Here is a 13,072-nt window from a genome sequence, read left to right on the forward strand (position 1 = left end):
TCGACGCTGGCGAGGGTGACGATCGACCCGCGCTCACCGTCCACTCGCGGTTGTTCGATCATCTTCGCCACCGCGGCAGCAGCTACAACGCCGCCAAGGGTGGCGTCGTGTTGCTCACCAAGAACATCGCCGTCGATTACGGCCCGAGCGGCATCCGCGCGAACGCAATCTGCCCCGGCTTCATCGACACCCCGATGCTGCAGAGCGTGATGGGATTCGACGGTATGGAAGCTCCGCTGCGTTCCATCACCGAGGAGCACGCTCTACAGCGGCGCGGCCGAGCCGATGAGATCGCCGCCGTCGCAGCGTTTCTCGTCTCCACCGACGCGTCCTTTGTCACGGGCCAGGCGATCGCGGTCGACGGCGGCTACACCGCCGGTCGCGACCACGGGGTGGTCAAGCTGTTCGGCTTTCCCGAATGAACCTCACGGGTTGATCGTCAGCTCGCCGACCTGTCGGCCCCACACGTACTCGATGAACAACGGCTGACCCAGTTCGACATGGTTGTACGGCGCGATGCTCGCGCCGGTGTCCATCACCAGATACGGCGCCGGGAACAGGTCGCGGCTGACGTCCTGCCAGCAGCCCGGCCGGCCTTCCGGTCCGCCGGTGGCGTTGACCCGCGGCAGATTGTCGGGATAAATGTACGGGTTGCCGGCGCCGGCCAGGACACCACCGCCTCCGGTCAGCGAATATCCGTTGCCGCCCAACGTTTTCGCGACCCGGGGCTGCACCTGGTTGAAGTTCTGGATCGTGCAGAACAACGCGGGACTGTGGTAGTCGAGCAGCTTGGACGTCGGAACCAGGTCGGCAGCACCGCGCACCAGATACGGGCCGCCACGTTCGAAGGTGTCGGCTCCGGCGTCGGCGAAGCCCAGGGCGCCCATCAACGCGGCGTCCAGGTCGGTGCGGTGCTCGTTGAACGTACGGGTGGTCGTCACCGCGTTCCGCAGACCGTCCCAGAGGTCTTTCGACCCGTCGGCGTACACGTCGGCCAGATCGGCGAGCAGCGTGGTGTCGGAGCGGATCTGCGGCATCCGGGCGTTGAGGTCGTCGAGGATGGCGTTGCCGTTCGTCAGCGACTCGCCGAAACGGCCGCCCAGCCCAGTGAGAGCCTCGGCGGTGGCGGCCAGCGTCTGATTGAGCTTGATCGGGTCGACCTGCTCGGTGAGCGCGAGGACCGTCTCGAACACCGTGTTGAACTCGGTCGTCACCGCTGACGCGTCGATCACGGCTCGACTCGAGATATGTTGGGGCGAAGCATCTTCCGGCGAGGTGAACGAAATGTACTTGTTGCCGAACACCGTCGTGGCGCGGATCTCGGCGGTGACGTTGGCCGGAATGCGGTCCAGATAGCGGGGATCGACCTCGAGCGTGAGTTCGGCCTGGCGGCCGTCGCCGGCGTCGACGTGGGCGATGCGGCTGACACGCCCGATCTGCACGCCGTTGTAGGTCACCTTCGCGCCCCGTTCGACGACCAGGCCGGCGCGCGACGCCAGCAAGGTCAACTGCGTCTTACGCGTCAGGTCGCCGCGGAACTGGAGGTAGATCAGACCGGTCGCGACGATCGCGCACACCAGGAGGACCGCGCCGGCCACCTTGTACGGCGGCTGATGGCGGTCGACGAACATTTTGAGACAGTAAGTTATGGCCGCCCGTCCTACTGCCGATCCGGTGAAGACCCGCGCCGCGGTCGCGGCGCTGGCCGGCTGGTTGCGCGACGAACGGCAACCTGCACCGTCCAGAACCGAACTCGCCGAGGCGGTTCGGTTGACGGCACGCACGCTCGCGGCGGCGGCTCCGGGCGCCAGCGTCGAGGTCCGCGTGCCGCCGTTCATCGCCGTGCAGTGCGTCGCCGGTCCGGCGCACCGGCGCGGCAACCCGCCGAATGTGGCGGAGACCGACGCGCGCACCTGGTTGTTGCTCGTCTCCGGGATGGTTTCGATGGACGACACCGTCTCCGACGGCCGGTTGACGCTGTCGGGGTCGCGCGCCGGAGAGATCGCAACCTGGCTGCCGCTGGTCGACCTCGACAGTTAGTTTCGCCACACTCTCCGAGCGGCGAAATGGACGCGCCCGCGGGATTGTTGTCCCGACCGGCGGCGACACCCTCGTCGCATTCGGTGATCGACCCGTGATGTACGTAGACTGGCAACCGTCTACCCATTCCGCCCTGGGAGCAGCCATACCGTGACCGGCCCGCAGACCGATCCAGAACCCCGTGAAGAGTGTGGTGTGTTCGGCGTGTGGGCGCCGGGCGAAGAGGTCGCCAAGCTCACCTATTACGGCCTGTACGCACTTCAGCACCGTGGTCAGGAGGCCGCCGGCATCGCCGTCGCCGACGGCTCGCAGGTGCTGGTGTTCAAGGACCTCGGCCTGGTCAGCCAGGTCTTCGACGAGCAGACGCTGGCGGCCATGCAGGGCCACGTCGCGATCGGGCACTGCCGGTACTCGACGACCGGGTCGACGACGTGGGAGAACGCGCAGCCGGTGTTCCGCAACACGTCGGCGGGTACCGGGGTCGCGCTCGGGCACAACGGAAACCTTGTCAACGCCGCCGAACTGGCCGCCCGCGCCCGCGAAGCCGGGCTGCTGGGCACCAGGGGTGCCTTGGCGGCGACCACCGACTCCGACATCCTCGGCGCTCTGCTCGCCCACGGCGCGGCGGACGCGACCCTCGAGCAGGCCGCACTCGAACTGCTGCCGACCGTGCGCGGCGCGTTCTGCCTGACGTGGATGGACGAGAACACGCTCTACGCGGCGCGTGACCCGTACGGGGTGCGCCCGCTGGCGCTGGGGCGGTTGGACCGCGGCTGGGTCGTCGCCTCGGAGACCGCGGCCCTCGACATCGTCGGCGCCTCGTTCGTCCGAGACATCGAGCCCGGCGAACTGCTGGCCATCGACGCCGACGGCGTGCGCTCCACCCGGTTCGCCAGCCCGGAACCCAAAGGCTGCGTCTTCGAATACGTCTATCTGGCCCGGCCGGACAGCACCCTGGCCGGCCGTTCGGTGCACGCGGCGCGCGTCGACATCGGCCGCCGACTGGCCCGGGAGATGCCGGTCGACGCCGACCTGGTGATCGGCGTTCCGGAGTCCGGCACACCCGCCGCGGTGGGTTACGCGCAGGAGTCCGGCATTCCCTACGGCCAGGGGTTGATGAAGAACGCCTACGTCGGGCGCACGTTCATCCAGCCGTCGCAGACCATTCGCCAACTCGGTATCCGGCTCAAGCTCAACCCGCTCAAGGACGTGATCCGCGGCAAGCGCCTGATCGTCGTGGACGACTCGATCGTGCGGGGCAATACCCAACGCGCACTGATCCGGATGCTGCGGGAGGCCGGCGCCGTGGAGGTGCACGTCCGCATCGCGTCGCCGCCGGTCAAGTGGCCCTGCTTTTACGGCATCGACTTCGCCACCCCGGCCGAGCTGATCGCCAACGCCGTCGAGGACCAGGGCGAGATGCTCGAGGCGGTGCGGCACGCCATCGGCGCCGACACCCTCGGCTACATCTCGCAGCAGGGCATGATCGCCGCGACCGAGCAGCCCGCGTCGCGGCTGTGCATCGCCTGCTTCGACGGCAACTACCCGATCGAGTTGCCTGGCGAATCGGCGTTGGGCAAGAACGTGATCGAGCACATGCTGGCGACCGCCGCCAAGTCCGGTATCCCGCTGCAGCCCGACAACGACAACGCATCCGCGCTGCGCAGGCCGTAACTACCGGCCGACGTGCGCCCAGTGCGGGTCCGCGGGTAGCGGTCCGTTGCGCAGCGCTTCTGACACCGCGTCGCGGTAGCTCCTCAGGCCGCGCTCTGGTCGCGCGATCACAGCGTCGATGTCGTGATCGGCCATGACCGCGTCGCATTCGAGGGATTCGACCAGCGGACGGGCCAGCGCGCCCGGAAGCGGCGTCACCAAGCCGACCCACCAACTCGCGAGAGCCGGTGTCAGCCAAGGGATTACGACGATCAAACGGCGACGCAGCCCCTTCACCTCGGCATAGGTCTGCATCGCGTCACCGTACTCGAGCACATCGGGTCCGCCGATGTCCCACGTGCGCGATGCCGGCACCGCAGCCGTGGCAGCCTCGGCGAGATAATGCACTGCGTCGTCGATCGCGATCGGCTGGATCTTGTTGTGCACCCACTTCGGCGTCGTCATCACCGGCAGCCGGTTGGTCAGATGCCTGATCATTTCGAACGACGCCGATCCCGAGCCGATCACGATCCCGGCCTGCAGCACGACGGTCTCGATGCCCGACTCGAGCAGGATCTCACCGACGTCGGTACGGGACTGCAGGTGAGCGGACAACTCCGCGTCCGGCGGGTGCAAGCCGCTCAGATACACCAACCGCTTGACGTGTGCGTCGCGTGCGGCGGCGACGACGTTGCGAGCCGAGCGGGCCTCTTCCTCGACGAAGTCGGGCGAGCTGCCCATCGAGTGCACCAGGTAGTAGACGACGTCCATGCCGTCGAACGCGCTGCGCAGTGAGTCCACGTCACCCAGATCACCGGCCACCACCTCGACGCGGTCACGCCATGGCACGTCGTCGAGCTTGTCGGGATCGCGCGCCAGCGCACGCACGGCGTGGCCGCGGTCGAGCAGGGCGGGCACCAACCGGCCGCCGATATAACCGGTCGCCCCCGTCACCAGGCAGCGGATCTCGTCAGTCACGGGGGCGGGATCGCCGCTTTTGTGGTCAGGCAAACCCGCAGCCGGGATCGGGGGCGTCGACGGCCAGCGGCGTACCCGCCGGCTTGATGTAGAGGACCCACATCACCAGCGGAACCGGACCCAGGTTGCGGCCGATGTGCACGTTGTCCGGACCGCTCGCCTCCGTGATCGGCGCGCCGGCAGGGTAGATGCCGTCGGGCGCGCAGTTGCGGGCCGCGTCGTGGGTGAGCGTGCCCGCGCGGATCAGCCCGTACACCGGGCCCTCGTGGTAGTGCCATCCGGTGCTGCCGCCGGGCGCGATCGTGATCTCGCGGGTGATGTAGTCCACTCCGTCGACCGACGACTGCGAGATGGTGCGCGCCTCCACGCCACCGGCCGACGTGGCGGACGCTCCGGCGGCACCGAACAGCGTCGCCGCCGGCAACGTGATCGCGAGCAATGCCGAGAGGGAGCAGCGAACCGCTGTCATGACCGGTCACGTTGTCATATCGGCGGGATTCGCGTGGCGTTCCGACTCGGATACACGAGGCGGAAGGCGGTTACCGCGGCGCGGGAAACACCGGTAGCCTTTATCGCGATGACCGAACGCGCCGAACCCGTCGGCATGTCCTATGCGTCAGCCGGGGTCGACATCGAAGCCGGCGACCGGGCCGTCGAACTCCTCAAACCGCTCGCCGAGAAGGCCACCAGGCCCGAGGTGCGCGGCGGTATCGGCGGCTTCGCCGGATTGTTCGCGCTGCGCGGCGGCTACCGCGAACCGGTGCTGGCGTCCTCGACCGACGGCGTCGGCACGAAACTGGCGGTCGCCCAGGCCATGGACAAACACGACACGGTCGGCATCGACCTGGTCGCGATGGTCGTCGACGACCTCGTGGTGTGCGGCGCCGAACCCCTGTTCCTGCAGGACTACATCGCGGTCGGCCGCACGGTGCCCGAACGGATCGGCGAGCTGGTGGCCGGTATCGCCAACGGCTGCCTGCAGGCCGGTTGTGCGCTGCTCGGCGGTGAGACGGCCGAGCACCCGGGCCTGATGGCGCCGGACCACTACGACATCTCGGCGACCGGGGTGGGCGTGGTGGAGGCGGACGACGTGCTCGGCCCCGATCGGGTCAGGCCGGGTGACGTGTTGATCGCGATGGCCTCGACGGGTCTGCACTCGAACGGCTACTCGCTGGCCCGCAAGGTACTGCTGGAGATCGACCGGATGAACCTCGCCGGTTACGTCGAGGAGTTCGGCCGGACCCTCGGCGAAGAGCTGCTCGAACCCACCCGCATCTACGCCAAGGACTGCTTGGCGCTGGCCGCCGAAACGCAGGTCCGCACCTTCTGCCACGTCACGGGAGGGGGGCTGGCCGGCAACCTCGAGCGCGTGATCCCGCACGGCCTGGTCGCCGAACTCGACCGCGGGACGTGGACTCCGGCACCGGTTTTCGCGATGATCGCGCAGCGCGGACGGGTCGATCGCGTCGAGATGGAGAAGACGTTCAACATGGGTGTCGGCATGGTCGCGGTCGTCGCGCCCGAGGACACCGACCGCGCGCTGGCGATCCTGACCGCCCGGCATCTGAACTGCTGGACGCTGGGCACCGTCAAGAAGGGCGGCAAAGACAGCCCCCGAGCCAGGCTCGTGGGGCTGCATCCGCGCTTTTAACTGATCAGCGGCGCCAGTCGTCCTCGTCGGCCCAGTCGTCGGCCACCGGGTCGGCGCCGGTCAGGTCGTCGTCGGAAGCGCCCGACAGCTCGCGCTGAAGCCGCTCGAAATCGGTCTGCGGTGAGCTGTACTTGAGCTCACGAGCAACCTTGGTCTGCTTTGCCTTTGCCCGGCCGCGGCCCATGGGGGGACCCCCTCGCGCAATAACGGAGCGGCCCGATGTGCAGGCGGCTCCGATCTGATCTGTCTTTTATCGTCCTGCCGACACTTTACCGTGCCTGGCTGCGGTGCGCTGCCAGGCCCTCGGCGATCAGCGGTTTCCGCCCCGCAGTTGTTCGACCGCGCGCCGCCCGGCACCTGCGACGTCGGGTGGCGGCATCGAGTCCGCGTCGATGGCGGCCGGCATCCCCGCGACGGTCAGTTCCGTGTCTGCCGGCAGCCCCCGCTTCAGCAGCGCCAGCGCGACAGGGCCTTCGTCGACGTGATCGACCACGGTGCCGAGGCGTCCGACGGTCCGGCCGCCCGCGAGCACCGGCTCACCGGTCGCCGGCCGGTCCGCCGAACCGTCGAGGTGCAGCAGCACCAGCATCCGCGGCGGCTTACCCAGGTTGTGCACCCGCGCGACCGTCTCCTGGCCGCGGTAGCAACCCTTGTCCAGGTGCACGGCTGGGCCGATCCAGCCGACCTCGTGCGGAATCGTGCGCTCGTCGGTGTCCACGCCGAGCCGCGGCCGAAGCGCGGCCACCCGATGGGCCTCGTACGCCCACATCCCGGCGGGTCGCACGCCGGCGTCGCGCAGCCGCTTCAGCCAGCGGTCCACCTGATCGCGGGGGACGACGAGGTCGAGTTCGACTGCAAGACTGCGGAGTCGGCGCACGAAGCCGCCGTCGGGAAGTGCGACGGCTGTGTTCTCGGCCGGCAGGGAGCCGACGCCGAGCGTTTCACGCACGGGATCGTCACACGACGCCGGTCCGAGGAGTGACAACACCGCCAGCTCCGCGGGTTCCACCGCAACGTCGGACCAGAAGACCATCTTGCGCAGGTAGCTCAGCAGCGCCTCGCCGCGCGCCGCTTCCGTGTCGAGGTAGGTGACCCCGCCGAGTTCGGTTTGCACCCAGTGATCTTCGACACGACCCTGCCCGTCGAGGCTCAGATTCTCGGTGACCGCGCCGTCGGGCAGATCGCTGACATGCTGGGTGGTCAAGCTGTGCAGCCAGGTCCTGCGGTCGGCGCCCGTGACCGTGAGCACGGCTCGGTGCGAGCGGTCCACGACGACGGCCGCGTCCGTCGCCGCGCGCTGCTCACCGAGCGGATCGCCGTAATGCCAGACGGCCCCGGCGTCCGGTCCGGTGTCGGGAGCAGGGACGGCCGGCCCAGAGAATGTCACAGGTCAACTCTACGTTCGGCAGCGCCGCGCGCCGCGGCTACGCTGTGGGCCCATGGCTGGCGAACCCGGGGTCGTGGTGACGCTCGACGGGCAGTTGCACGATCCGGCGGCGCCGCTGCTGCACGCCGACGACCTCGCGGCGGTTCGCGGTGACGGCGTCTTCGAGACCTTGCTGATCCGCGACGGCCGGCCCTGCCTGCTCGAAGCGCACCTGTCCCGGCTCAGCCAGTCGGCCAGGATGACCGATCTGCCCGCACCTGATCTGCCCGCGTGGCGGACGGCGGTGTCTGTCGCGGTCTCCGAATGGACCGCGCGTACGAGCGACGAGGGCGTGCTGCGGCTGGTGTACAGCCGGGGGCGCGAGAGCGGGTCGCCCCCCACGGCGTACGCCACCGTCGGTGCGTTGGCCCCGCGGGTGGCCGAGGTGCGGCGCCATGGGCTCGCGGCGCTGACGCTGGCTCGCGGACTGCCCGCCGAGGGCACCGCCGAGATGCCGTGGCTGCTGGCCGGCGCGAAAACACTCTCGTATGCGGTCAACATGGCCGCGCTGCGGCATGCCGAGCGGCACGGCGCGGGCGACGTCATCTTCGTCGGCTCCGACGGTTTCGTGCTCGAGGGGCCGCGTTCGACGGTGGTGATCGCCGCCGAGTCCGAGCCGGGCGCCGGTGACCTCGCGCTGTTCACCCCGCCGCCCTGGTTACCGATTCTGCGCGGGACCACACAGCAGGCCCTGTTCGAAGTGGCGCGCGACAAGGGCTACGACTGCGACTACCGAACGTTGCGGCCCGCGGATCTGCTTACCGCTCAAGGGGTTTGGCTGGTGTCAAGCATCACCCTCGCCGCGCGCGTGCACACGCTCGACGGCCGGGCGCTCCCGCCGAGCCCGTTGGCCACGGAGTTCGCCGAACTCGTCGACGCCGCGATCCTCAGCGATCGCTGAGCGCTTAATCGGTTGTCGCCGTGTGCATGCGCGGGTACCGTCGCTCGTACACAGGAGAGGAGGTGGTCCGAGATTTTGAGTGACTTATGGACTTGTGAGGTGGCTGCGAGCTAGCAGCGCCAGGGGAATGAGCTGACGGCTCTTCGCGTCCTGCGCGCGCTGGCGAATTCCCCGCAGTCACCCGGCCCCCGAGCCCCTCGGTCTTGTCCGCCAGGAACACACGGCTCGGGGGCCGCCCCATCTCTCGCGGTGCTCAATTGGCGGGTCCAGGCGCGAACGACGCGCAGGCCTGCATGGCCTCGTGCCACGCGGCGGGATCGACACCGGGTGGCGGCCCGCCGCCGGGGCCCGGCGTGGCCGGAACCCCGTGCTCGGTAAGGCAGTGCGCCAACGATCCGTGGCCCGTCGACGTCGTGGTCTGCGGCTCTCCCGGTGGGTTGGAGCCCTCAGACGCGCACGCCGACAGCAGCGCGGCCGCGGCGACGGCCACGGCGAACTCGAATGCGCGCATCAGCCGACGAACCTCGACAACCGCGCCGACAGGTGCGGGACCAGACCGCCGTCCGCGTCGACCCGCTCCTCGACGTACGCGAGATCGCCGCCTTCGACGATGCCGTACAGCCGTTTGGCACCGCCGACCAGCATCCCGGACTTGCTGCGCGCCAACGCGTCGGTGACCAGTTCCCACGATGACTGGGTCAGTGGCCGGCCGTAGAACAGTTCGATGTAGCCCGCCGAATGGGCGAGCAGGAGCTCGATGGCCTGGGACTCGGACGGATCCGCCGGGTCGTTGATGAATCTCCAGAAGCCCGACTCGCGCAGCGACGGTTGGTCGAAGTCGCCGGATTCGGTCAGCCGCCAGGAGCGCGCTTCCCAGATCAGGTAGTCCCCGCCGTCATGGGAGACCACGATCTGCTGGCCGAAGCGATAGTCGCCGTCGGTCCCGCGGCCCTCACCCTCACCGCGCCAGACGCCGACCAGCGGCAGCAGGGCCAGCAGGGCGTCGCTGAGATTGACCCCCTCGCGGAGGTTGGCGGTGTCCGACGGGGCGGGCAGATCGCCGAAGACCGGGATGTTTCGCGCGGCGGTCGTCTTGGCGCGTTCGGCTGCGGCCGCTACTGCGTCATCGCCCGACGTCACGACTCGTCGGTCACCAGTCGGTACAGCGCGTACAACGCGAACCAGGTGATCACCACGACGGCTGCCACCAGCAGGATTTCGTAGAACAACACCACGGGCAGGAGTCTAGTCGCCGCCCGTCGCCCTGGCGCGCCGGCCTTGGCCGTGCAGGTCCTAGGCGACCTTGACGTCGACCTCGTGGATGCCGGCTCCGGACGGCGCAACGACGGCGTCGCCGTTGCCGACCTTCGACAGCGCGCGCAGCGTCCACGTGCCGGGCGCCGCGAAGAACCGGAAGTCGCCGGTGGCCGACGCGACCACCTCGGCGGTGAACTCATCAGAGCTGTCCAGCAGCCGCACGAATGCGCCGCCGACCGCCTGGCCCGACCCGTCCACGACGCGGCCGGTGATCACCGTCTCCTTCTCCAGGTCGACGCTGGCGGGCAAACTCAGGCCTTGTTTGGGGGCAGAGCACATATCAACTTCCCAACTCGATCGGGGCACCCACGAGGGAGCCGTATTCGGTCCAACTGCCGTCGTAGTTCTTGACGTTCTGGTGTCCCAGCAATTCCTGCAACACGAACCAGGTGTGCGACGAACGCTCGCCGATGCGGCAGTACGCGATCGTCTCCTTCTGGCCGTCCAGCCCGGCGTCGGCGTACAACTTGGCGAGAGCCTCGTCGGACTTGAACGTGCCGTCGTCGTTGGCCGCCTTGCTCCACGGGACGTTGATGGCGCCGGGGATGTGCCCGGGGCGCTGGCTCTGCTCCTGGGGCAGATGCGCAGGCGCCAGGATCTTGCCCGAGAACTCGTCCGGCGACCTGACGTCGACGAGGTTCTTGGCGTTGATCGCGGCGATCACCTCGTCACGGAAGGCGCGGATGCTGTTGTCGGGCGCCTTGGCGGTGTAGCTGGTCGCCGGACGCGCGACGGTCTCTGTCGACAGCGGACGCCCGTCGAGCTCCCACTTCTTGCGGCCGCCGTCGAGCAGCTTCACGTTCTGGTGCCCGTACAGCTTGAAGTACCAGTAGGCGTAGGCGGCGAACCAGTTGTTGTTGCCGCCGTAGAGGACCACCGTGTCGTCGTTGGCGATGCCGCGCTCGCTGAGCAGCTTCGAGAACTGTTGCTGATCAACGAAATCCCGGCGCACGGGATCTTGCAGGTCGGTCTTCCAGTCGATCTTGACAGCGCCCTCGATGTGGCCGTCGTCGTAGGCGCTGGTGTCCTCGTCGACCTCGACGAAAACGGTGTTCGGCGCGTTGAGATTGCTCTCGGCCCAGTCAGCTGTGACCAGGACGTCGGAGCGTGCCATGGAGGAGATCCTTTCGTTTGCTTCGGTGTCGAAGTTCTATGCGGTTGACGGAGCGCTCGCGTTCCGTCGGAAACGTGCGACGAGCGGGTAGAGCTGGCAGCCCAGGCAGATGCCGAAGGCCGCGTTGAGGAAGGCCGCGACGAGCGCGAAGCCCGTGGCGATGAGGCCGAGCAGCGCAAGGCCGGTGGCAAACCCCGCGAGACCGGCTACCGCGAAGACGAAGCCGACGAGCTGCGCGAACTTCAGCGGCGCGACGGGCTCCTTCTCGGTGACGGGTCCGAGCCGCGGCGCGATCAGCCGGCCGAAGATCAGCCCGTAGGGATGCGAGCGCGGGCCGCGCCACGCGCCGATGGCGAACACCACCGCCTGCACGCCCAGCAGCGCTGCGGCGGCGACCGGGCTTAGCGGCCACGCCAGCAGCGTTGCCACGAGCACCCCGGTGGTCAGCCAGGCGGCGAACCGCGGACCACGCACGTCCACCTGATCGGGTGTCTGGATTGTCGTTGTCGGCATACCTGTGCTCCTGTTGCTGTCGAAAGGCTGGGGAAGGGATTGACCACAGAGGTCGCTCCCGAGTGCGGCGCGAACGAAGGCGCGGCTACTCAGCAGCTACAACAACAACAGCAGGAACCCGCGACGCGGCACAGGTCGACTGCGCGGCGCTTGGTGAGCATCGGCTCGAGGCGGGCGGACACGCCGGACAGCTTACCAATGGACACGGCGATCAAGCCAACAGCGGTGCAAGAGCCGAGCGCAGGTCAGCGGCCTTCGGAACGCCGTGGGTCCGGTATCTCGGCCGGCCGTCCCTGTCGAACACGATCGTGGTGGGAAGCGACAGCACCGAAAGCCGGCGCGCAGCGGCCGGGTTGGCATCCATGTCGATCTCGACGTGCGCGACCGCCGGCAACTCGGCGCACACCTCGTCGACGACCCGGCGCACCGCTGCGCAGGGGCCGCACCACGGCGCCGAGAAGTGCAGCACCGTCGGTCCGGTGGACGACAGGCCGAGGTCGCTGGTGTCGACGTTTGCCGCGGCCTCACCTGCCGTGCGCAGCCCCGCCCGCAGGGCGAGCAGCCGGCTGATCACATAGGCCACGCCGAACGCCGCGACGAGCACGGTGACCACCAAAACCCACGATGAGCTCATGACAGATTGAACCCGTCGAGGGGGACGGTTACTCCCTCGGCGATCCCTTCGATGATGATGTCGGAGCCGCGGGCGCCCTGCGCTGTGGGTGTCAGTCCGAACGGCAGCTGCTGCCCGGGCAGGCTCGCGCTGAACGCGGCGAGTACCGCGTCCTTCTTGTCGTCGGGCACTTCCTGGTCGGCGGTGTTCGGGCCTGTCAGCACGCCGGTGGCCGCCATCACCAACGTCGTGTGGTCCGGCCCGGCCACTTCGAGGTCCACCGCGATACTCACCCTGCTGTGAAAATCCGCCTTCGTGGGTGTCCCGGTGAACACCACGCCCCGGTTGCTCGAGATACCCGATTCCGTGGTGCCGCCGGTGGCGTCGTTGCTCTCTCGCGTCGGAGCCTCGACCAGCAGGTCGGTGATGCCCATGAACCGGCCCAGGTGCGTCGAGTCGATGATGATGCGGCTCTCGGCCTTGCCGACCGGGAGTTTGGCGTCCGGCCCGATCAGCCAGGAGTTGTCCGGGAGATCGACCTGGTGGAGCGTGGCCTCCAGCGATGCCTTCCCGACGACCGGGTGGTCCACGCCGGCGGCCCGTATCTCGACCTCGGCGTAGTGGTGGTCGACGGCCTGGGTGACGAAGGGGAATCCGAGGATGGCCACCGACGGGTCGTGGTGCAGGCCGGCGGCGCTGCGCACGCTTCTGGCCAGCCGGTATTCGGCGTAGATCGCCGCACCGAAGTCCGCGCCGACCGCGCAGACCGCGACGACGAGCACCGTCGCGACCACCCCGATCAGCAGCTTGCGCACCCGCACATTCTGGCGCACTGCCACCGCGCCGGTGCGTTCGGCGCAGCTGAC

18 protein-coding genes are annotated in these 13,072 nt (G+C 68.8%); 5 read left to right on the forward strand and 13 right to left on the reverse strand.

From position 1 onward, the window contains the following. Window positions 1–422: SDR family oxidoreductase (locus tag A5663_RS12335; protein WP_231976766.1), on the forward strand; the 422-nt coding region annotated here is incomplete at its 5' end. A gap of 3 nt (window positions 423–425) precedes the next feature. Here A5663_RS12335 and A5663_RS12340 read toward each other — a convergent pair. Continuing rightward, window positions 426–1,631, reverse strand: a complete 1,206-nt coding sequence (locus A5663_RS12340) for an MCE family protein (protein ID WP_068148859.1) — start codon at window positions 1,629–1,631, stop codon at window positions 426–428. 16 nt (window positions 1,632–1,647) lie between these two features. Between A5663_RS12340 and A5663_RS12345 the strand changes: the two genes are divergently transcribed. Together A5663_RS12345 and purF are read left to right on the forward strand one after the other, a co-directional pair. Continuing rightward, complete coding sequence (locus A5663_RS12345; RefSeq protein WP_068148863.1) at window positions 1,648–2,040, forward strand: sterol carrier family protein; 393 nt, start codon at window positions 1,648–1,650, stop codon at window positions 2,038–2,040. A gap of 150 nt (window positions 2,041–2,190) precedes the next feature. Further along, complete coding sequence (gene purF / locus A5663_RS12350) at window positions 2,191–3,714, forward strand: amidophosphoribosyltransferase (RefSeq protein WP_068148866.1); 1,524 nt, start codon at window positions 2,191–2,193, stop codon at window positions 3,712–3,714. Here purF and A5663_RS12355 read toward each other — a convergent pair whose 3' ends face one another. Together A5663_RS12355 and A5663_RS12360 are read right to left on the reverse strand one after the other, a co-directional pair. Beyond that, complete coding sequence (locus A5663_RS12355; RefSeq protein ID WP_068148963.1) at window positions 3,715–4,671, reverse strand: NAD(P)H-binding protein; 957 nt, start codon at window positions 4,669–4,671, stop codon at window positions 3,715–3,717. 25 nt (window positions 4,672–4,696) lie between these two features. Then, on the reverse strand, window positions 4,697–5,140 hold the full coding sequence (locus A5663_RS12360) for a cupin (protein WP_068148868.1): 444 nt from the start codon (window positions 5,138–5,140) through the stop codon (window positions 4,697–4,699). Window positions 5,141–5,248: 108 nt separating this feature from the next. Between A5663_RS12360 and purM the strand changes: the two genes are divergently transcribed. Continuing rightward, entirely contained in the window at window positions 5,249–6,322 is a 1,074-nt protein-coding gene (gene purM / locus A5663_RS12365) for a phosphoribosylformylglycinamidine cyclo-ligase (RefSeq protein WP_068148871.1), read from the forward strand. A 4-nt stretch (window positions 6,323–6,326) separates the two neighbouring features. Here purM and A5663_RS12370 read toward each other — a convergent pair whose 3' ends face one another. Then, complete coding sequence (locus A5663_RS12370; RefSeq protein WP_068148874.1) at window positions 6,327–6,506, reverse strand: DUF3073 domain-containing protein; 180 nt, start codon at window positions 6,504–6,506, stop codon at window positions 6,327–6,329. Between the two features lie 126 nt (window positions 6,507–6,632). Next, on the reverse strand, window positions 6,633–7,709 hold the full coding sequence (locus A5663_RS12375) for a folate-binding protein YgfZ (protein ID WP_068148876.1): 1,077 nt from the start codon (window positions 7,707–7,709) through the stop codon (window positions 6,633–6,635). A gap of 52 nt (window positions 7,710–7,761) precedes the next feature. Here A5663_RS12375 and A5663_RS12380 point away from each other — a divergent pair, with 52 nt between their 5' ends. Further along, window positions 7,762–8,649, forward strand: coding sequence for an aminodeoxychorismate lyase (locus tag A5663_RS12380; protein ID WP_068148879.1), 888 nt, complete (start codon window positions 7,762–7,764; stop codon window positions 8,647–8,649). 253 nt (window positions 8,650–8,902) lie between these two features. Here A5663_RS12380 and A5663_RS12385 read toward each other — a convergent pair whose 3' ends face one another. The 8 genes from A5663_RS12385 to lmeA all read right to left on the reverse strand — a co-directional run bounded on the left by A5663_RS12385 (window position 8,903) and on the right by lmeA (window position 13,021). Continuing rightward, window positions 8,903–9,160: a hypothetical protein gene (locus A5663_RS12385; protein ID WP_068148882.1), complete on the reverse strand. Its 258-nt coding sequence runs from the start codon at window positions 9,158–9,160 to the stop codon at window positions 8,903–8,905. Beyond that, window positions 9,160–9,789 carry an FABP family protein gene (locus A5663_RS12390; RefSeq protein WP_068148885.1) on the reverse strand — a complete coding sequence of 210 codons (630 nt, stop codon included), beginning with the start codon at window positions 9,787–9,789 and terminating at the stop codon, window positions 9,160–9,162. Before A5663_RS12390 ends, A5663_RS12385 begins: the two co-directional genes overlap by 1 nt. Window positions 9,790–9,942: 153 nt before the next feature. Then, the gene (locus A5663_RS12395; RefSeq protein WP_068148887.1) at window positions 9,943–10,245 is read right to left on the reverse strand and encodes a DUF1416 domain-containing protein; all 303 of its coding nucleotides are present in this window, start codon (window positions 10,243–10,245) and stop codon (window positions 9,943–9,945) included. A 1-nt stretch (window position 10,246) separates the two neighbouring features. Then, window positions 10,247–11,080, reverse strand: coding sequence for a sulfurtransferase (locus tag A5663_RS12400; protein WP_068148890.1), 834 nt, complete (start codon window positions 11,078–11,080; stop codon window positions 10,247–10,249). Window positions 11,081–11,116: 36 nt separating this feature from the next. Further along, the gene (locus tag A5663_RS12405; RefSeq protein ID WP_068148892.1) at window positions 11,117–11,593 is read right to left on the reverse strand and encodes a DUF4395 domain-containing protein; all 477 of its coding nucleotides are present in this window, start codon (window positions 11,591–11,593) and stop codon (window positions 11,117–11,119) included. Window positions 11,594–11,682: 89 nt separating this feature from the next. Further along, window positions 11,683–11,799, reverse strand: a complete 117-nt coding sequence (locus A5663_RS23810; protein WP_353612086.1) for an Ms5788A family Cys-rich leader peptide — start codon at window positions 11,797–11,799, stop codon at window positions 11,683–11,685. A 5-nt stretch (window positions 11,800–11,804) separates the two neighbouring features. Then, window positions 11,805–12,227, reverse strand: a complete 423-nt coding sequence (locus A5663_RS12410; protein ID WP_068148895.1) for a thioredoxin family protein — start codon at window positions 12,225–12,227, stop codon at window positions 11,805–11,807. Further along, complete coding sequence (lmeA, locus tag A5663_RS12415; RefSeq protein WP_068148966.1) at window positions 12,224–13,021, reverse strand: mannan chain length control protein LmeA; 798 nt, start codon at window positions 13,019–13,021, stop codon at window positions 12,224–12,226. The genes A5663_RS12410 and lmeA overlap by 4 nt, the downstream gene beginning before the upstream one ends. Window positions 13,022–13,072 lie beyond the last annotated feature (51 nt).

The sequence above is a fragment of the Mycobacterium sp. E740 genome (assembly GCF_001672895.1).
GTDB lineage: Bacteria > Actinomycetota > Actinomycetes > Mycobacteriales > Mycobacteriaceae > Mycobacterium.